Origin of the sequence: Variovorax sp. LjRoot84, assembly GCF_964254305.1 — a bacterium.
Classification (GTDB): domain Bacteria; phylum Pseudomonadota; class Gammaproteobacteria; order Burkholderiales; family Burkholderiaceae_C; genus Variovorax.
In genome coordinates this window covers 1040528-1060271 of record NZ_CAXUTE020000002.1, presented here as the reverse complement: position 1 = coordinate 1060271, position 19744 = coordinate 1040528, and the positions used below count along the sequence as shown (strand labels likewise).

Genomic DNA, 19744 nt, shown 5'->3' with positions numbered 1-19744 from the left:
CCTCCACTTTTGCTGCTGCTGACGCGTCCGACTACAGGCTAGACCGCAATCGCTGACTTGACAAGCCCTGGCGCGGTGGTGTACTGGTTTATTTCTGGAATTTCGATCCGTCCGAAAAAGGAGTGATCGTCATGACTGAACACACTCGCCATGCCGCGGAGCAGCAGACCGTCGATGTCTCCGAGGCACAGATCGCGGTGCATTGGCCGGAAGAGGACTATGTCGCGCCGCCCAGCCGGTTCATCGCACAGGCCAATTTGACCGACGCCGGCATCTTCCAGCGCTTTGCCCTCGACAAATTCCCCGAGTGCTTCAAGGAATTCGCGGACCTTCTCGACTGGTACCAGCCCTGGCAGACGACGCTCGACGCCAGCAACCCGCCGTTCTGGCGTTGGTTCGTCGGCGGCAGGATCAACGCCTGCCACAACTGCGTCGATCGCCACCTCGTCAAACACAAGAACAAGACCGCGATCCATTTCGTGCCCGAGCCGGAGAACGAGCCGGTACAGCACCTGACCTATCAAGAGCTATTCGTCCGCGTCAACGAGTTCGCGGCGCTGTTGCGCGACTTCTGCGGACTCAAGGCAGGCGACCGCGTGACCTTGCATATGCCGATGGTGGCGGAACTACCGATCACCATGCTCGCCTGCGCGCGGCTCGGCGTGATCCACTCGCAGGTGTTCAGCGGCTTCAGCGGCAAGGCTTGTGCCGACCGCATCTGGGATTCCGAGAGCCGCGTGCTGATCACGATGGACGCGTACTACCGTGCCGGCCATCTGCTCGATCACAAGGAAAAGGCTGACATCGCGGTGAAAGAGGCCTCCAGCCTCGGCCAGCAGATCGACAAGGTCCTGGTCTGGCAGCGCTACCCGGGCAAAACCTCGAGCGCCAAGCAGCTGGTCGAGGGGCGCGACGTCATCGTCAACGACCTGCTCGGTAAGTTCCGCGGCCATCGTGTCGAGCCCGTGCCGATGCCGGCCGAGGCGCCGCTGTTCCTGATGTACACGAGCGGCACCACCGGGCGGCCGAAAGGTTGCCAACATTCGATCGGCGGCTACCTCGCCTACGTCACCTGGACATCCAAATACATCCAGGACATCCACCCCGAGGACGTGTATTGGTGCATGGCCGACATCGGCTGGATCACGGGCCATTCCTACATCGTCTACGGCCCGTTGGCGCTCGCTGCTTCAACGGTCGTGTATGAAGGCGTTCCGACCCATCCGGATGCCGGCCGGCCATGGCGCATCGCTGAACAACTCGATGTCAATATCTTCCATACCTCGCCCACGGCAATCCGCGCGCTGCGGCGCGACGGACCCGACGAGCCAGCGAAATACAGCCACCAATTCAAGCACATGACGACCGTTGGCGAGCCGATCGAGCCAGAGGTGTGGAAGTGGTACCACCGCATGGTCGGCAAGGGCGAAGCCGTCATCGTGGACACCTGGTGGCAGACCGAAACCGGCGGCTTCCTCTGCAGCACGGTGCCGGGCATCCACCAGATGAAACCCGGCAGCGCCGGGCCCGCGATTCCCGGCATTCATCCGGTGATCTACGACGATCAGGGCAAGGAGCTCGCCAGCGGTTCGGGCAAGGCCGGCAACATCTGCATCCGCAATCCCTGGCCGGGCGGCTTCCAGACGATCTGGAAGGATCCCGAGCGTTATGTGCGCCAGTACTACTCGCGCTACTGCAAGGACCCAAAGAGCAAGGACTGGCGCGACTGGCCCTACCTGGCGGGCGACGGCGCGGTGCAAGCGGCCGACGGGTACTACCGCATCCTCGGTCGCATCGACGACGTGATCAACGTTGCCGGCCACCGCCTGGGCACCAAGGAAATCGAATCGGCTGCGCTGCTCGTGCCAGAGGTCGTCGAGGCGGCCGTGGTTCCGGTGGCCGACCCGGTCAAGGGCAAGGTGCCCGACCTGTATGTCGCGTTGAAGCTGGGGCTGGCACCTTCCGCGGAGATTGCCGACCGTGTCTCGGCATCGGTGGTGTCCGAAATCGGCGCCATTGCGCGTCCGCGCCGGGTGATCGTCGTTCCCGACATGCCCAAGACGCGCTCGGGAAAGATCATGCGGCGCGTGCTCGCAGCGATTTCGAACCGTCAGGATCCAGGCGACGTGTCCACCCTCGCCAATCCAGAGGTCGTCGACCGGATCAGGGAGCTGGCCAAATAGAACCGTTCTGTCGCCCGCGACCAGGCATGCTTCGAAAAATGCGAACGAAGGTCTGTCATGCGGCCCGAGATGAATGCTCATGTGCCGGATGCGCATCACGGCCATCGGCATTGGCACCGTGCGGTTCGAGCTGAAGTGTCTATGGTGGCAAGAGCAGCAAGGAGAAACACCATGCATGATTTGCTGCGCCGCAAAGTGTTGTCTAACGTACGCCGGTCCCGAGGACATCGTATTTTCGCCCGCGTGTTCAGGAAGCGTCAGGGGTAGCCACCGTCGCAAATCGCACGACAAACACGGACCCAACTTCGCTCACCCGACAAGGCGAAGAGGGGACATGCCAGCCTCTGGACCGAGCCTCTGGCGCCTTGCGCCTGCACGGCCATCCAGCCCACCGCAATTGGGGATCAGGATCACAGCCGTCAATCGCGCAGCACCGCAATTCCGCTCAGTGATACACCAGCACGGGTATCTTGCTGTGGGTCAGGACCTTGTGAGTTTCGCTGCCTAGCAGCAGGGCCCGTACGCCTCGTCTTCCGTGGGAGGCCATGACGATGAGATCGCAACCCTTCTCATCGGCCGTCTTGATGATCGCCTCGAAGGGGTGATCGCTGGTGACAGACACGGTGTCGCAGGTGACGCCCGCCTGGCTCGCCGCCTCCTGGATCAGGATGAGGTATTGACGCGCGTGAACGCGACAGTCCGCAGCAAACTCCTGCTTCGTGTCTTCCAGCATCTCGGTCCGATAGGTCAGTACGTGGAACTCGGGCATGACGTAGATGCCTGTCACGCGTGCCTGCGCGCTCTTGGCAAGCTGGATGCCTTTCATAACCGCGTCGTTGGACGACGGAGAACCATCCGTTGGCAGTAGAAGATGCTTGAACATGTTGCCCTCCTGTTCGCTAGCCTGGATTTCCACGCACCACCATTTGGGTAACGCTGCTCGATAGGAGCAGACCGCTTCTGCTGGTGTTGGTGGAGGGGCCTGGCCCTCCAGCGTTAGCAGTTGGTGCGCCTACCCCATCATCTCGACGGCCCCACGCGGGGCCGTTGGCATTTCTGCATTGCTTGTGCCAGTCCACGCCAATCTCTCGCCAAGCCGCATGCAGCTTGAGGTTCCCGATCTTTGATGGGTACCGATGGGATTGTCGTTGACACCGCCATTCTCCATATAGCACAATGCACGTATGGGTATAGGCGTACCTAAAGATCTAACAGATATCCGACGATTCTTCGCCGAGCCCTCCCATCCCCGCCAGCGCCAGTACGAAGCGCTGCGCGCCTTCTTCGTCGAAGACCGCCCCTCCCACGAGGTCGCCCGCGCCTTCGGCTACACCCCCGGATCCTTCCGCGTGCTGTGCCATCAGTTCCGCCGCGATCCCGATCCGCAGTTCTTCCACTCTCCCAGTCCCGGTCCACGCACCCAGCCGCTCAAGTCCAAGGCCCACGACCTGGCCGTGGCCCTGCGCAAGCAGAACCATTCGGTCTACGAGATCAGTCAGGCACTCAAGGAGCACGGCACGCCCTTGAGTCCCACCGCCGTGCGCGAAGTGCTGCGCGAGGAGGGCTTCGCGCCGCTGCCGCGGCGCGGCGACGACGAGCGACTTGAGCATCTGGGCCCCACCGCTGAGGCGGTGGCCGACGTGCGCGAGTTCGCGCTACAGCCCGGCACGCAGTTCACCACACGCTGCGGTGGCTTGTTCCTGTTCTTGCCCGATCTGGTGCGCCTGCAGCTCGAGGAGATCGCCGCGCGCGCCAAGCTGCCGGGCTCCAGGATGATCCCCTCGTCTCACGCCCTGCGTTGCGCGCTCGCGCTCAAGCTGTGGTCCATCGAGCGCAAGAGCCATGTCATGGCCTTGGTCACCGATCCGGGCCTGGCGTTGTTTTGCGGCTTGAACGTCATCCCCAAGAAGAGCTACCTGTGCGAGTACTCCTCGCGGGTCGAGCGTGAGCGCACCGTCGCGCTGCTGGCGGCCTGGCACCGCGCCGTCACCGACGAGCAACTGTTCGACGCCCACTCTTTCAACCTGGACTTCCACTCGGTGCCGTACTACGGCGACGATCCCCAGGTCCAGCGCCACTTCGTGTCCGCGCGCAGCCGCGCCCAGCCCAGTGTGCTGGCCTTCCTCGCGCAGGACGCGAGCGGTCGCGCCTTTTGCTACTCCAACGCCGATCTGCGCAAGGGTGAGGAGGCCGAAGAGATCTTCCGCTTCATCGAGTTCTGGAAGCGCCAGCACGGCGCGCTCCCGCGGCACCTGGTGTTCGATTCGCGCCTGACCACCTATGCCCACCTGGCGCGTCTGGATCAGTTGGGCATCACCTTCATCACGCTGCGTCGCCGCTCGGCGGCGCTGCTGCAGGAGGTGGCCGATCTTCCCGCCTCGGCCTGGCGCCGTGTCACGCTGGATGTGCCCGCGCGCAAGTACAAGACCCCGCGCGTGTTCGAGCAATCGATCCGCCTGGCCGGGGCCACCTTGCGTCAGCTCTTCGTGATCGACCTCGGCCATGAGCAGCCCACCATCCTGCTGACCAACGACCCTCACAGCTCTCACGCCAAGCTGCTCACCCGCTATGCCCAGCGCATGTTGATCGAGAACGCCTTGTCCGACGCCGTGCGCTTCTTCCACATGGACGCACTGTCATCGGCGGTGGGCATGAAGGTGGACTTCGACATGGCGCTGCTGGTCGTCGCCAGCGGCCTGTACCGGTTGCTCGCGCGTCGCATGCGCGGCTATGCCGATGCCCAGGCTCGCCACATCTTCCGTGACCTCATCGACACTCCCGCCGACGTCTCGGTCACCGACTCCGAGGTCCACGTCCACTTCCACCGCCGCGCCCACTTGCCCATCGTCCTCGCCTCCGGACTGCTCAATACTGCGATCCCCATTCCCTGGTGGAAGGGCTACTCTCTGCGCATGTCGGCGTAACCCCCAGCCCCTGACGAACAGGCCACCGCGTTAGGCGAACTACCCAGCGTGGAAATCCAGGCTAGAGGAGTTACAGGGACACTTCGTTCCCGAGCCGGCACCTGGGTGCGCTGTAGAGGGCGTCGAGGAGGCGCGATGGATAGCGAATCGCGTCTTGTCGCTCGGGCCGAGGGCCCCAGCCCATTCTGTACCTTGGCGTCGCGCTCGCCAACCCTCGTTGGCGCGCAGCGGCACCGGCCACCAGCAAGAAGGTGAAATACGGGGAGTACCTCGCCAACGTCGGCCACTGCATGGAATGCCACACCCCGCGCGACGCCAAGGGCTTGCTGCAGCGCGTCAGCCTGGGCGCAGGCGGCGTTGCCGGTCATCGGCGCTTGGTCGAATGGCGGGCGCGCATCGTTTGTTCGATGACGCGGTCCCGGCAGTCAGCCTGTGTTGGCCTTCAGCCGTTCGAAGACTTCGGTCACCCGCGTCCGGCGCTGCGGTTCGACGAAGTCGAAGTTGAGGCCGCGGTCATTCAGTTCCCAGAACACTCGGTCCTGCACGGAAAGGATGCCGTGCTTCGCTTTCTCGATGACAGCCGGCGTCACGCCCCGCAACGAGGCCTCCAGTAGTTCCAACTCTTGCGTCAACCCGCACTCGAGGAAATAGGCCGCGAGAATTGCACGCGACTTGACCAAGCCTACGCTCTGCGCGGCGCCGTCGAAGGCGAGCACGGCATCGAGCAGCTCTCGCGCTGGCGCAGCCTTGCGCTCGTAGGCGCGCTCGGTCAGTTCGCTCAACTCGTAACTGACCAGTTCATAGATGAAAGGCAGCCCCTGCATGCGCGCGTACTCGGCGTAAAAGCGCAGGTAGCGTACCAGTCGAGGAACCTGCTCGGGACGGTCGCTGAGTAAGCGACGGATCAGGGCCTTGTACGAGTAGACGACATTGAAGACGGAGGCATTCTCTTTCTTCTTGATCGCCTCGCGCGTAAAACAATTCAGCACGCGCACGAGCAGGTCGAAGACAGCATCGTTGCGCCGGCACGCCTCTTCGTGCGCGGCGTTCTTGACCGCCTGGGCCATGGCGCTCACGCCGTCCGGCATCTTCCCCAGCACGCTCTTGAAGGCCAGGACCAACTGAATGGCAATGCGGTGCTCCATCCAGATGCGGGCCTCGCTGAGAATGTCGGTGGCGTCGCCGGACAGGCCGACGAGCAGGTCGTTGCTGACCTGGAAGAACTTCTCGGGCAGCCGCGCCTTCACATCGCGCAAGCGAGCCAGTTCCAGCATGTGTGTCTGGATTGCGTCGAAGGTCACGTCGCGATCAGCTCGATCCGCCGCGCGTAGCAGCACGCTGCCGAGGTTGGCGATCTTCTGGTTGACGCGATGCTGGGACACAGCCACCGAATACTTGCCGGCGGCAGCGTCGTCGAGTTCGTGCATCAGGCTGTTGCGCACCCGCTTGATGATCGTCAGCGGGTCAATGAAGCTGACGACATAGAAGTAGTACGGCAGCAGCAAGAGCCAGCCGAAGATCGCACCGGCAACCGCAATCGCGAACGGCAGTTGTCCGGTCCATTGGTCGAACGAAAGGCTGAAGGCGAACAGATTGTGGGCGGCGAGAATCGCGCAGGTGCAGAGCACGAACAGGTTGATGCGGTCGCGGATGAAGATTTCGATCAGTTTCGGGGTGTAGAGATTGGCTGTGATCGGGATGGCCAGGGAGATGAAGGTCAACAGCAGGGCGATCAGCGTGTTGTAGGCGCCGGCGAAAGACGAAGAGAGCGAACGCACCATCGCCGGCGTCGCTCGAAGTTGCGACAGCCGCACGGCCTCCCCGGTGGCTGGGTCAATCGCGTGCGACAAATCCCACGCGGCTTCCAGCCAGAAGAAGATCAGCGTGATGAAAAACAGGGCGACCAGCAGCCTCAGGGCGAATTTGACATGGTCCATGGTGGAAGGGTCACAAGCGATAAGGGCTTTCGGCCAGCATCCCAGCATTCTGGAGCGACACGACGTACTTGTCCGCTTCGCGTCCGCGTCGAACTCAATCTTCACACTCGACTGCGGAGGGGATTTGCCCGGCGCCCGCCGGCACGCAAGATCTGGGTCAATCGGGAGTAATCTTCGATATTCTTGGAGAATCGCCATGTTCAAACGCATTCTTGTCGCTACCGATGGTTCCGCGCTGTCCGAACAGGCCGTCGCCAAGGCGATCGACCTGAGCGTGCTGACCGGGGCTGAGCTGTTTGCAGTCACTGTGGCTCACCTCGAACCGCACAGCTACTTTGACGGCTCGACCGTGTTGTTGAACGACCGGGAGATCGAAGAGTCGCGTCATCGTTCGGTCGCTGCCGCCCAGAAGTTGGTCGACGCAGTCAAAAGCGCCGCGCACGCCAAGGGGGTTCGCAGTGCGGAGGCCGTGGTCATGAAGTCGAACCTGGTGGCCGAGTCCATCGTCGACGTCGCCAAAACCCACGAGTGCGACTTGATCGTGATGGCTTCGCACGGGCGCCGGGGCCTCACGCGGCTGCTGATGGGTAGCGAGACGCTGCACGTCCTGACCCACTCGCACACGCCCGTTCTGGTACTGCGCTAGTCAGGGCTGCCTGCCACGCGGGCTTTGCGTGCCGGCCACGGACTGCCGCACACCTTATTCTTGCACCATCGTCGCTATCGGCCTGTTTCTTGGGAAACGTGCCGGCGTGCAAGCGCGACCCCCATGGCAGCCGCGATTCGCTCACTCACACCAGCGGCATGCCCCGTATGGCGGCCCCTCGAGCAATTGCGCCTTCCTGTCGGTGATCTGGTTGGGAGGCACGTCGTGCTGCTGGGCCAACGCGGCCAGCGTCGTGTCACCACGGACGGCCCCCAACGCCGCCAAGGCCCTAGAACGCTGGTGAGTGATCGCGGCGTGGTCTTTGGCTCTTGGTCTCTACGCCTCATACACCCGCTTCGCAGGTGCGTTTATGGGGCAGAGTTGCCATTCATCGCGGTGTGGGGCCACTGCTCACCCCGTTGCAATCCAGGCTCAGTGTTTTCCTGAGCGGGGGTGATGAGAAAGCTCGCTACAGTGAACAGCGCCGGTTCAGGTTCGTCCACTTCAAGGAACGCGCATGAGCAAGAAAGTCGCATACGTCACCGGGGGCATGGGAGGCATCGGAACCGCCATTTGCCAGCGCCTGCACAAGGATGGTTTCACGGTCATCGCCGGCTGCGGTCCCACGCGGGACCATGCCAAGTGGCTGGCCGAGCAGAAAGCCGAGGGCTACGAGTTCCACGCGTCGGTCGGCAATGTCGGCGACTGGCAGTCGACGGTCGAGGCCTTCACCAAGGCCAAGGCCGAACACGGCAGCATCGACGTGCTGGTCAACAACGCCGGCATCACGCGGGACCGCATGTTCCTCAAGATGACGCTCGAAGAGTGGAGCGCGGTGATCGAGACCAACCTCAACAGCATGTTCAACGTCACCAAGCAGGTGGTCGCGGACATGGTCGAAAAGGGCTGGGGCCGCATCATCAACATCAGCTCGGTCAACGGCGCCAAGGGCCAGGCCGGCCAGACCAACTACTCGGCCGCGAAGGCCGGCATGCACGGCTTCACGATGGCGCTGGCGCAGGAGCTGGCGGCCAAGGGCGTGACGGTGAACACCGTGAGCCCGGGCTACATCGGCACCGACATGGTCAAGGCGATCCGCCAGGAAGTGCTCGACAAGATCGTGGGCACGATCCCCGTCAAGCGGCTCGGCGAGCCGAGCGAGATCGCTTCCATCATCGCCTGGCTCGCGACCGACGAAAGCGGCTACTCCACCGGGGCCGATTTCTCGATCAACGGCGGCTTGCACATGCGCTGAGGGCGCTCGCGCCCTCGTGCATTCAAGAAGACCCGCTGCAGCGGGTCTTCTTGCGTGTCTTTTCGCCGCGATGGACGTGCGGCGATCCAGACGGCGCGCTCAACCCTTCGATCGAGACCGTGATCCGCAGCCACAACGAGGGCGAGGCCGATTGCTCATCTAGGAAGCGTCATCGTCCAAAACGCAATGCGGCGCGCCCTGGCAGACGGTGCACTGAAGCCGATCGAGACTCAGACCATCCTCCTCGACAGCGATGGAGTCCGATTCGTCGTGCGCACGGTGTCGAGCCTCGCGCGCAGGGACAAGACGCGCCATGGAAGCAAACTCAACATGTGCGCGCGAACCGTGGAACAGCGGCCAAGCGGCTGGCGTCAATCCGGCCGCCATGCCATGTCGATGCGGCCATCGACGATGCCGATGCGCCGGTCTGCCACAGAGGCAAAGTTGGCGTCGTGCGTGACGGCAACCACGGTCTTATCGAACTCGTGGGTCAGGTTGCGCAGGATGTCGCGCACGTTGGTGCTGGCGACCGAATCGAGGTTGCCGGTCGGCTCGTCGGCGAGGATCACGAGCGGGTCGTTCGCCAGCGCACGGGCGATCGCGACGCGCTGGCGCTGGCCACCCGACAACTGGCTCGGCCGCTTGTGGCGCTGGCCCGCTAGGCCGAATCGATCCAATAGCTCGGCGGCGCGCGCCCGGGCCGCTTCGTCGGACACGCGGCCCAGCTTTCGCATGGGCAGCGACACGTTGTCGAGCGCGCTGAACTCGGCTAGCAAGAAATGGAACTGGAACACATAGCCCAGCCGCAACAGCCGAAAATCCGTGAGCCGGTCGTCGTCGAAGCTGCTCGTATCTTCGCCGTCGATCCAGACGCGTCCACGCGTGGGCACGTCGAGCAGCCCCAGCAGGTATAGCAGGGAGGACTTGCCCGAGCCCGAAGGCCCCATCACGCAGACAAACTCGCCGCGCTCGATCTGCAGGCTCACGTCGCTCACCAGCGTAACCGGCACCTCGCCTTGGAGCGTGCGGGTCACGTGTTCGACGCGAATCGCCGGGCCAGACGCCGATTCACCGCCACTCATGCCGCACCCCGCAGGATGTCCACCGGATTTACGCGTCCGGCACGCCGCGCCGGAAGATACGAGGCCGCCAGGCACGAAAGCATCGCAAACGCCGCCGCCAGCGCGTACTGTTCGGCGCCCCAGAACATCGGCAGGTGCACGACCTCGGTCACGCCGGGCGGACGGATCTCGATCTGCTCCAGCAGCCGCATCAGAGACAGGCCGAGCAGTTCGCCTAAGGCGCTGCCGATGAGTCCGACGATCAGCCCTTCGAGTAGGAAAATGCGGCGCAGGTCGCGCGCGTGGAAGCCCATCGACTTCATGATCGCGATGTCGCGCGTCTTTTCCATCACGATGGTCGAGATCGTGTTGTAGATGCCGAACGCGGCCACCACCAGGATCGCCGAGACCACGCTGTACATGATGATGTTGCGCACCAGAAGCAGGCTCAGCAGGTCTTCCGAGGCCTCGATCCACGACACCGACTTGTAGCCCGTGGCGGCCTCGATGGTCTGCGCCACGCTCTGCGCCGCATACGGGTCGGCGACTTGGATGACCAAGCGGTTGACGCGATTCTCGCGCCCCAGCAGCGACTGCGCGCGCTTGAGGAGCACAAAGGCCTGGGCCTCGTCGTACGTGGCGTTGCCGGTACGAAAGATGCCGACCACGCGCAAGGATCGGCTGGTGCCGTCGGCGGCCAGCACGATCAGCGTACTTCCCAGGCGCAGGCTGAACTTGTCGACCAGGCCGCGGCCGACGACAACCCCGTTGGGGTCGGCCGCAAGCGCTTCGAGCGAGCCCTCGAGCATCTTCTCCTCGATGGTCGTCACATGCTTCATCTTCTCTGGCACCACGCCGGACAAGGTGACGCCCTGCTGGCGCCCAGCGAAGGTGAGCACGGCTGCGTCGGCGAGCACCGGCGCGGCGCGCACACCCGGCAAAGCCTCGATGACGGCCAGCCGCTGCGACCAGCCGCGTATGCCGCGCGTCTCACGCGGCGGCCGCACGTTGTGCACGCTGACTGCGCCATCGGGCCAGCGCAGCGCGGCCGGCTGCACGCGGCCGTGGCGCATCTCGTCGTAGACGGTGATGTGCGGGCTGTTGTCGACCAGACGCTTGAGAAAGTCTGCCTCCGAGCCGCGCATCAGCCCCGACACGGCGAGGAAGAAGGCCACGCCGAGCACGACGCCGGTGAGCGAGACCAGCGTCTGCCGCTTGCGACTAGTCAGGTGAGCCAGCGCGACGTCGAGTGCGATCGCCATGGCGTCACCGTTGGGTCGATGGGGCCGAGGCAGCCGAGGCGGGCGCGCTGCGCGCACGCTGCCCGTCGCGCAACGCGTCGGGCGGCGACAGCACCACTTCTTCGCCATCCGCGAGTCCGGTGACGATCTCGGTGCGCTCGCCGCCGACCACGCCCTTGTTCACCGTGCGCCGCTTCACTCGACCCTGCGCCATCACCCACACGGCGTCGCCCTTCAGCGCGCGGTTCGGTATCAGTAGCGCCCCTTCGCGGCGCGACACGATCAGGTTGGCGTCCATCGTCATGCCGCTGCGCAGCGGGCCGGCATCGACGGCGGGCGCGTCGGCGAGGCGGACGCGCACCCGGTAGCTGCGCGACACCGGATCGCCCTTGGGCGTGATCTCGGCCACCTCGCCGTCGAACAGGCGCTTGGGCAAGGCATCGCTGCGCATCGTGACCTTCTGGCCGACCGCGACACGGGCGATGTCCTCTTCGTCGACCTCAGCCGTCACGCGCAGCGGCGCGCAGCAGGCCAGCGTGAACACCGCCTGGCCGGCAGGCACGAACTGGCCGGCTTCGCCATCGCGGCGCAGCACCATGCCGTCGGCCGGGGCCACGAGTTGGTTGTAGTCGCGTTGGGCTTGGGCCCGCTTCGCAGCAGCCTGCGCGACCTGCAGCTCGCTGCGCGTGCGGTCGAGCTCGGCCGGCGCGACGAAGCGCTTCTCCACCAGGTTGCGGGTGCGCTCGAACTGGGCGCGCGCCAGCTGTTCGCGCGCGCGCATCTCCAGCACGGTCTGATCGAGGTCGATCGACTCGATGCGCGCGAGCACCTGGCCGCGCTTTACCGGCGCGCCTTCCTCGGCCTCGATCGCCACCAGCCGTCCGCCGGTGCGCGGCGCCACTGGTACCATCACCGTGGGTTCGACCGTGCCCGTGGCGTACACCGCCTCGATCGCCGGACCGCGCGTGGGCAGCGCGGTTTCCACGCGCGCGGGCCACTGCCACCAGACGATGGTGACCGCCCCAGTCGTCAGCGCGACGAGGGCGATGGCGATTGCCGTCTTCCGTTGCAAGCGCATTCCGGTTCGCATGAGTGCAAGGGGGTTCACTATCGCACGCCGGTGAATTCATGGGCTAGGGGTCTTTGGTATTTGCGATGTCCGGTCTGGCCCGACTGCCGAAGTTAGCGGCAGTCGCATCGACCGGTTGAATCCGCACTGCAAACCCGGCCGGACGCGTCATGCGCGCCGCAGCTTCATGTTGAAGAGAAATGTCTCGGCAGAGTACAGATTGATCGCCACTTCCGCGACCCTGTCCGAAGCCGTCTTGTACGAGCGAGCGGCGACCCGGCTCTCATCGGCCCCGTGCGCGTTTCACCAGCTTGCGAAGCTCGCTGAACCACAGCACTACGCTGGCCATCGCAGCGCACACCAGCCATTGATCGACAGCCAGCGGCACCGTGCCAAAGGCGAGGTTGAGGAAGTCGAGATGGACAACCGCCACCTGCAGCAGAACCGAAAGCGCAATCGCCCCCCAGAGCCAAGGATTGACGAACAGATGCGAGAAGGCACTCGTGGTTTCGGAGCGCGCATTGAAGCAGTTGAACAACTGGGCGAAGACGAGCACCGTGAAGCCCGCAGTGCGCGCATTGGCGAGGTCGTGCGTGCCCTCGATCAGCCCGCCGGGCAGGTGGATGTCGATTGTCAGCAGCGTCATCGCGGCCATCACGGCGCCGATCTGGATCACCCCTGCCCACATTCGCACGTCGATCACCCGCTCGGTGGGCCGCCTCGGTCTTCGGGCCATGACATCGTCGACGGGCGGGTCGACACCCATCGCCAGTGCGGGCCCCGAGTCGGTGATCAGATTGATCCAGAGAATCTGCGTCGCGAGCAGCGGCAGCACCACCGCCTCGCCGGAACCCGTGAGCCCGATCACGCCGGCTCCCACGACACCCAGGAAGACGGTCAGCACCTCGCCCATGTTCGAGGACAGCAGGTAGCGCAGGAATTTTCGAATGTCGTCGAAGATGGCGCGCCCTTCGCGCACGGCCGCGACGATCGTGGCGAAGTTGTCGTCGACGAGGATCATCTTGGCGGCCTCCTTCGTGACCTCGGTCCCGGTCACACCCATTGCAATACCGATGTCTGCCGATCTCAATGCCGGAGCGTCGTTGACGCCGTCGCCGGTCATCGCGACGACGTTGCCATCGGCCTGCAGCGCATCGACGATGCGCAACTTGTGCGCGGGCGCGACCCGGGCGTAAACCGAGGTCGTGCGCACTGCCTCAGCGAAGGCGGCATCGTCCAGCCCATCGATCTCAATGCCAGTCAGCGCGGTCGCTCCGGATTCCACAATCCCGAGATCCGTGGCGATGCGCACAGCCGTGCGGGGATGGTCACCGGTGATCATGATCACGCGGATTCCTGCGCGCCGGGCCTCGCGAATGGCCACGGCCGCTTCCTCGCGCGGCGGGTCGATGATGCCCACGGTGCCGACGAACACGAGATCGCGTTCGAGCGCTTCCGTGATCAGCGGATCTTCCTCGGGCCCGAGCGGGCGGTAGGCCACGGCCAGCGTCCGCAGCGCCGCGTCGGACAGCGTTTCGACGTCGGCGAGGATCCGCGCCCGAAGCGAGCCGTCGAGAACGACCGCGTCCATTCCCACCCGCGCCCGGGTGCACCGATCGAGTAGGACGTCCGGGGCTCCCTTGGTGATCAGCACGACTTCGTCGCCGTGCTCGTGGTCGCGCTCGATCGTCGACATCATCTTGCGCTCGGACGTGAACGGGATTTCCCCGATGCGCTCGAAACGCCGCTCGCGCCGCCCGGTGACGCCCAGCTTGCGCTCGGCTACCAGAAAGGCCGCCTCCGTGGGATCGCCCTGGATCTCCCATTGGCCATCCGGTCCTTGGCGCAGGTCGGCATTGCCGGCCAGGCTGCCGCCGCTGAGCACCACGATGTGCTCCTCGCGCAGCGCCCCGGGCTCAAGTTCGACGCCTTTGTGCTCGACCCGTCCCTGCGGCGCGTACCCCACCCCGGTGACGCGGGAACTGCCCGAGGCGGTGATCACTCTCTCAATGGTCATCTCCGCCCGGGTCAACGTTCCTGTCTTGTCCGAGCAGATGACCGACGCCGACCCGAGCGTCTCCACGGACGACAGGTTCTTGACAATCGCGTTGTGCTTTGCCATCCGCTGCACTCCCAGGGCGAGCACCACCGACAGGATCGCCGGCAGCCCTTCGGGCACGGCCGCCACCGCCAGCGAGACGCCGAGCAGCAGGACGGTGATGACATCTGCGGCGCTGCGGATGTCGGAGATCAGCAGGATGGTCCCCATCACCACGACGGCGATGATGACGACCGCGATGCCCAGCATGCGCCCGATGCGCCCGACCTCCTTCTCGAGCGGCGTCGGCTCCTGGGCGGTGGCCTCGAGCATTTCGGCAATCGCGCCCATCTCGGTGTCCATCCCGGTCGCCGTGACGACGGCGCGGCCGGTTCCCTGCGCGACGGCCGTTCCCTTGAAGACCATGTCGAGGCGGTCGCCGAGTGCAGCGCAATCCTGAAGCGTGGCGGCGTCCTTGAGCACCGCTTCGCTCTCGCCGGTGAGAGAGGCTTCCTGCACGCGCAGCGATGTGGCCTGAATCAGGCGCGCGTCCGCCCCAACGGCGTCGCCCTCGCCGAGGACGAGCAGGTCCCCGCACACCAGTTCGGCGCTGGGAACGCGCAGCGACTGCCCGTCGCGCACGACGGCCGAAGTCGCGGCGGTCATCCGGGCCAGCGCGGCCACGGCGTTCGCCGCCTTGGCCTCCTGCAGGTAGCCCAACACGGCGTTGAGCAGGACGATCGTCGCGATGACGATCGCATCCACGGGCCAGCCATCCCGACCTTCGATCGCCCAGGCAATGAGCGCGATAGCGATGGCGGCCAGCAGCAGGTAGATCAGCGGATCCTGGAACTGCGACAGGATGCGGCGCCAGGTCGGCGTCTGCGGGCTGGCGCGAAGTTCGTTCGGACCGCTTTCCGAAAGTCGGCGTGACGCCTCCTGCGAAGTGAGCCCTTTGTCGACGTCCGCCCCGAGCGCACGCGCGACTTCGTCGATGTCCTTCGTGGCCGGCTCGTCGAGGCGGGCTGCCTTTGCCATGGCGTCAGGCCGCCTGGGTCATGTATCCCATCCATGACCAGTACGTCAGCGCGAAGATCCCCAGCAGGACGGTCGCCGCCAGCATGTTCTGCGGCGCATTCACCGGCAGGATGAAGCCGAAGCTCACCACGAACTGCAGCAGCATGGTCATGCCGGAGATCTGGACCCGGTCTCCAGGCTTGAACGCGGAAACACCCGGACCCACGGCGTCGCCGATGCCCACGCCTTCATGGCGCGGTACGGTTGCGGGTTAGCAGCTCGGCGCGTCGCCCTTGAGGATGTGCAGGTCGGTGCCGGATGGTCATCTTCGTGATTCCTGATGACCGCGTCGGTGGGCCTGCTGATGATCGGCTTGGAGCGGACTTCCAGCGTCTGGCGACCTGGGCCGTTGTACACGAGGGCTTGAATGAGGATCTCCTTTGCAATCGGCCTGATGGCTGGTACGGGTGAGAGCGGACAAGAACCCACGTAGCCTAGGTTTCGAGCTTGCGCTGTGGTTTGCGCTGAATCAATGCAGCGTTTTCGGCCGGCGTGGCAAAACTTGATCGAGCGCAAGTGCCTTGTCCCGGCTGCTTGCTAGTCTCAGCCATTGTCCACGGAGAAGTCATGACACGACCATCATTGAAATTCAGATTGGCTGCGGCTTCTCTGCTGCAAGCGCTTCGAGACGGTGAGCGCGAGGTCTCGTCGTTTGGCGCCGGCGGACGATCGCGCGATGATGACGCCATCACGGCTCAAACGAAAGAAAGATCAACTCGGCGCAAGCGGCCCGGCTCAAGCGCCGGCAAGACCCCCGGGCGACTGCGAGCCCCTTGAGGGGGAACTCTCATTCAATGGCGCCGTGGGCGCTCGTTGTCTCACGCGCGGCGCCATGGGGGCCGCGTTCTGGGGAATTTCATGGTCCTTCCATCGACGACCTCAAGCGCTGGGCATCCCAACACTTTGGATTCATCGAGAACCTGCTGGATGGTGCGCCAGGTCAATGAGCTTGAATACGCGGATCAGATGTCAGCCTCGGATCGATCCGACGTCCCTTCCATGGGCTTGCCTCTCGCGGATCCGGCTGTGAGAGATAGATCGGGCTTCTGGCGGTGCTTGAAGAGGCCAACAACACCCATTCGTCGGCAGCCAGATGGCTCGTGTGGATCGCCCCTCAACGGGCATTGACCGGCAGACAGATGATGCAAGCGCTCGCGGCCGCCGGCTGCGGCTCTTCGGCGAGACCCGCGGCCACCAGCAGGGCTGTCGCTCCAAGGGTTGCAAGAACGAAGGCCAGCGCCTTCAGCGTTCGGGTGTGCCTCGAGGTCATGGGGTCAACTCTTCATTCAGCGAAGCACCAGTACCGGCAACGCCGAATGGGTCAACACGTGCTGTGTCTCGCTCCCGAGCAACAGCCGCTTGATGCCCTTGCGGCCATGCGATGCCATGACGATCAAGTCGCTCTTGTGCTTCTTTGCGGCGGCGATCACTGCGTCCCCCACGAGGTCCGAGTTGATGGTTGCCGTCTTGCTCCTGACACCCGCTGCCTCTGCCAGCGTAGTGGCTTCGTCCAACGTGCCCTGTGCGGTCTCGGCCCACTGCCGCTCAATGCGCGCGACCTCGTCGTGCGAGAAGACCATCGCGCCGTCGAAATAGGTCTTCGGATAGCGAGGCACGACCGTGACTGCCACGAGGTCGGCATTGTTCTGAGCCGCCAGGGCGACGGCGCTTTTCACGGCCTTCTTCGAGAGCGCGGAGCCATCCGTGGCGACCAGGATGCGTTTGAACATGATCTTTCCCCTATGCGGTGAATGTCGCAAGCGTACGGAACGGGGTGTGATGGGGGTTTGATGCAGATCAAGGCCGCCCTGCATGCGTGCCAATAGCCTTGCACAATGCAAGCCGCAGCTGCGTTCAGCCCGCCCGCCCGCCACGACCCCACGTCCGCCGATCTCGCGGCACAGGCGGACTGCTCGCTGCTGGACGATGCGACCGAGTGGCCGGCATTCGGGCGTTCGCTCGACGACCAGCCTGCGGCGGGCCGCTGGGAATCGCAGGTTGTGGTCGAGGGCATGCATTGCGCAGCCTGCGCCTTCACGGTCGAGGCGACGCTGGCACAGGTGCCGGGCGTCGAGAAGGCCGAAGTCAATGCCGCAACCCGGCGCGCCCGGATCGTGTGGTCGGCCGCGGCCGTGACGCCCTCGCGCTGGTTCGCGGCCTGCGCGGCCGCCGGCTACCGGCTCGTGCCGGCCGGCGACATGTTCGTGCGCGCTCGGCGTGCGCGTGAGGCGCGGCTCGCGCTGTGGCGCTGGCTGGTCGCGGGCTTCTGCATGATGCAGGTGATGATGTATGCCTACCCAGCGTACATCGCCGAGCCCGGCGACATGACGCCCGATGCCGCGCAGCTGCTGCGCTGGGCCTCCTGGGTGCTCACCCTGCCGGTGATCCTGTTCTCGTGCGGCCCGTTCTTTCGCAGCGCGCTTCTTGACCTGCGCCGAAAGCGCATCGGCATGGACCTGCCTGTTGCGCTCGGCATCGCAATCACCTTTGTTGTCAGCACGGCGGCCACCTTCGATGCCTCTGGCCCGCTGGGCGGCGAGGTGTACTTCGACTCCCTCACGATGTTCGTGTTCTTCCTGCTCACCGGCCGCTGGCTCGAGACGCGCTTGCGCGACCGCACCGCCGGCGCTCTCGAGGCGCTGATGAACCGGCTGCCAGACAGCGTCGAGCGGCTCGGCGCCGACGGAATATTCACACGCGTGGCCGTGCGCCGGATTGCGCTTGGAGACATCGTGCGCGTGCTGCCGGGCGAGGCTTTTCCGGCGGACGGCATCCTGACTGCCGGCGACACCACGGCGGATGAGGCCTTGCTGACTGGCGAATCGCGCCCGGTGCCGCGTCCCTGCGGCACGCGCGTCTTGGCCGGCAGTCACAACCTGTCGTCGGCGGTGCAGATCCAGGTCGAATCGCTGGGCCAGAACACGCGCTTCGCGCAGATCATGGCGCTGATGGAGAGCGCGTCGCTGCAGAAGCCGCGGCTCGCTCGGCTCGCGGATCGTGCGGCGCGGCCCTTCCTGGTGGCTGTTCTGGCCGCAGCCTTCCTTGCCGGGGCGTTCTGGTGGCCGGTCGATTCGGGCAGGGCGTTGATGGTCGCGGTGGCGGTGCTGATCGTCACTTGCCCCTGCGCGTTGTCGCTCGCCACGCCGGCGGCGATGCTCGCGAGTGCCGGCTTCCTGGCCCGCCGCGGCGTCGTGGTGCGCAATCTGCAGGCGCTCGAGGCGCTCGCCTCGGTCGACACCGTGGTCTTCGACAAGACCGGCACGCTCACGCGCGATGTGCCCCGACTCGACCGCGTCTACTGCCGGCACGGCATGCGGCCTGGCGACGCGGTGGAACTCGCCGCGGCGATCGCTGCGCAGTCGCTGCATCCCGCAGGCCGTGCCCTCGTCGCGGCCTGGAGTGCCCAGTTCCGCACCGCGCCGGCGTGGGAGATCCTTCAACTGACGGAATACGGTGGGCTCGGACTCGAAGCACGTGTTCGCCGAAATGCGGCGATGGACGACACCGCGCGTTGCGTGCGCCTCGGCTCGGCAGCCTTTTGCGGGGTGCCCCCGCTGGCGGTCGAGGCGGTGCAGGTGCATCTGAGCGATGCGCAGGGCTGGCTGGCGAGCTTCGTGCTGGCCGAGGATCTTCGCCCCGATGCGGGCGTCGCGGTGGCTGCGCTGCAAGGGCAGGGCCTGTCGGTGCAGCTTCTCTCGGGCGACCGCGACGCAGCCGCGCGCCAAGTCGCCGCCCGCGCCGGCATCAAACAAGCCAGGGGCGACTGTGCGCCCGAGGAGAAGCTGCGCGTCCTGCAGGCGCTTCAAGCGAGTGGTCGGCGCGTCGCGATGGTCGGCGATGGCCTCAATGACGGCCCCATCCTGGCGCACGCGCATGTCTCTTTCGCCTTTGGCAACGCCGTTCCGCTGGCCCAGGCGCGAGCCGACTTCGTCGTGCTGGGGGGCTCGCTCGCCGTCGTCGCGCAAGCGGTCGCGCAGGCACGCCGCACGCTGCGGGTGGTGCGGCAGAACCTCTGGTGGGCCGCCGGCTACAACGCGCTGTGCGTGCCGCTGGCCGTCGCAGGCTGGCTGCCGGCCTGGCTCGCCGGGCTCGGGATGGCGGCGAGCTCGCTGCTCGTGGTGCTCAATGCGGCGCGCCTGGCCAGGCCCGTTGAGGCAGGGCGCTGATGGACATCCTGTTTCTCCTGATCCCCTTCTCGGTCGTGCTCGTGCTGGTGATCCTGGGTGGGCTCTGGTGGGCCGTCGAGCGTGGTCAATTCGACGACATCGAAGGCGAGGGCGAGCGCATTCTGCGCAACGATTGATCTGCATCAA

At 65.3% G+C, this 19744-nt stretch carries 15 protein-coding genes and 1 pseudogene; 7 read left to right on the top strand and 9 right to left on the bottom strand.

From position 1 onward, the window contains the following. Window positions 1–131: 131 nt before the first annotated feature. Window positions 132–2183: an acetate--CoA ligase gene (acs, locus tag ACSQ9I_RS35740; RefSeq protein WP_436316688.1), complete on the top strand. Its 2052-nt coding sequence runs from the start codon at window positions 132–134 to the stop codon at window positions 2181–2183. A 445-nt stretch (window positions 2184–2628) separates the two neighbouring features. On the opposite strand, the gene ACSQ9I_RS35735 is transcribed toward acs, so the two are convergent. Next, window positions 2629–3066, bottom strand: coding sequence for a universal stress protein (locus ACSQ9I_RS35735; RefSeq protein ID WP_436316687.1), 438 nt, complete (start codon window positions 3064–3066; stop codon window positions 2629–2631). A 301-nt stretch (window positions 3067–3367) separates the two neighbouring features. On the opposite strand from ACSQ9I_RS35735, the gene ACSQ9I_RS35730 reads away from it, so the two are divergent. Further along, window positions 3368–5107: a hypothetical protein gene (locus ACSQ9I_RS35730; RefSeq protein WP_436314384.1), complete on the top strand. Its 1740-nt coding sequence runs from the start codon at window positions 3368–3370 to the stop codon at window positions 5105–5107. A 425-nt stretch (window positions 5108–5532) separates the two neighbouring features. Here the strand turns inward: ACSQ9I_RS35730 and ACSQ9I_RS35725 are convergent, their stop codons facing one another. Then, window positions 5533–7044 (bottom strand): DUF2254 family protein, encoded by a 1512-nt coding sequence (locus ACSQ9I_RS35725; RefSeq protein ID WP_436316686.1) that lies wholly within the window; start codon window positions 7042–7044, stop codon window positions 5533–5535. Between the two features lie 196 nt (window positions 7045–7240). Between ACSQ9I_RS35725 and ACSQ9I_RS35720 the strand changes: the two genes are divergently transcribed. The 3 genes and pseudogenes from ACSQ9I_RS35720 to ACSQ9I_RS35710 form a co-directional block, all read left to right on the top strand. Continuing rightward, on the top strand, window positions 7241–7690 hold the full coding sequence (locus ACSQ9I_RS35720; RefSeq protein ID WP_436294349.1) for a universal stress protein: 450 nt from the start codon (window positions 7241–7243) through the stop codon (window positions 7688–7690). A gap of 517 nt (window positions 7691–8207) precedes the next feature. Beyond that, entirely contained in the window at window positions 8208–8945 is a 738-nt protein-coding gene (phbB, locus tag ACSQ9I_RS35715) for an acetoacetyl-CoA reductase (protein ID WP_436314853.1), read from the top strand. Window positions 8946–9131: 186 nt separating this feature from the next. Next, window positions 9132–9260: pseudogene (locus tag ACSQ9I_RS35710) on the top strand (phosphorylase); the annotation flags it as partial. 56 nt (window positions 9261–9316) lie between these two features. Here the strand turns inward: ACSQ9I_RS35710 and ACSQ9I_RS35705 are convergent. From ACSQ9I_RS35705 to ACSQ9I_RS35675, 7 genes are all read right to left on the bottom strand, one after another. Next, on the bottom strand, window positions 9317–9979 hold the full coding sequence (locus tag ACSQ9I_RS35705; protein WP_436316685.1) for an ABC transporter ATP-binding protein: 663 nt from the start codon (window positions 9977–9979) through the stop codon (window positions 9317–9319). A gap of 44 nt (window positions 9980–10023) precedes the next feature. Next, window positions 10024–11268: an ABC transporter permease gene (locus ACSQ9I_RS35700; protein WP_436316684.1), complete on the bottom strand. Its 1245-nt coding sequence runs from the start codon at window positions 11266–11268 to the stop codon at window positions 10024–10026. Window positions 11269–11272: 4 nt separating this feature from the next. Then, window positions 11273–12325, bottom strand: coding sequence for an efflux RND transporter periplasmic adaptor subunit (locus tag ACSQ9I_RS35695; protein WP_436316683.1), 1053 nt, complete (start codon window positions 12323–12325; stop codon window positions 11273–11275). Window positions 12326–12599: 274 nt separating this feature from the next. Further along, complete coding sequence (locus ACSQ9I_RS35690; RefSeq protein WP_436316682.1) at window positions 12600–15392, bottom strand: cation-translocating P-type ATPase; 2793 nt, start codon at window positions 15390–15392, stop codon at window positions 12600–12602. Between the two features lie 4 nt (window positions 15393–15396). Continuing rightward, window positions 15397–15615, bottom strand: coding sequence for a hypothetical protein (locus ACSQ9I_RS35685; protein WP_436317127.1), 219 nt, complete (start codon window positions 15613–15615; stop codon window positions 15397–15399). A 930-nt stretch (window positions 15616–16545) separates the two neighbouring features. Beyond that, window positions 16546–16701, bottom strand: a complete 156-nt coding sequence (locus tag ACSQ9I_RS35680) for a hypothetical protein (RefSeq protein ID WP_436316681.1) — start codon at window positions 16699–16701, stop codon at window positions 16546–16548. Between the two features lie 16 nt (window positions 16702–16717). Further along, on the bottom strand, window positions 16718–17161 hold the full coding sequence (locus ACSQ9I_RS35675; protein ID WP_436307652.1) for a universal stress protein: 444 nt from the start codon (window positions 17159–17161) through the stop codon (window positions 16718–16720). Window positions 17162–17266: 105 nt separating this feature from the next. Between ACSQ9I_RS35675 and ACSQ9I_RS35670 the strand changes: the two genes are divergently transcribed. Beyond that, the gene (locus tag ACSQ9I_RS35670; protein WP_436316680.1) at window positions 17267–19597 is read left to right on the top strand and encodes a heavy metal translocating P-type ATPase; all 2331 of its coding nucleotides are present in this window, start codon (window positions 17267–17269) and stop codon (window positions 19595–19597) included. After that, the gene (gene ccoS / locus ACSQ9I_RS35665; RefSeq protein WP_436316679.1) at window positions 19597–19734 is read left to right on the top strand and encodes a cbb3-type cytochrome oxidase assembly protein CcoS; all 138 of its coding nucleotides are present in this window, start codon (window positions 19597–19599) and stop codon (window positions 19732–19734) included. The genes ACSQ9I_RS35670 and ccoS overlap by 1 nt, the downstream gene beginning before the upstream one ends. Window positions 19735–19744 lie beyond the last annotated feature (10 nt).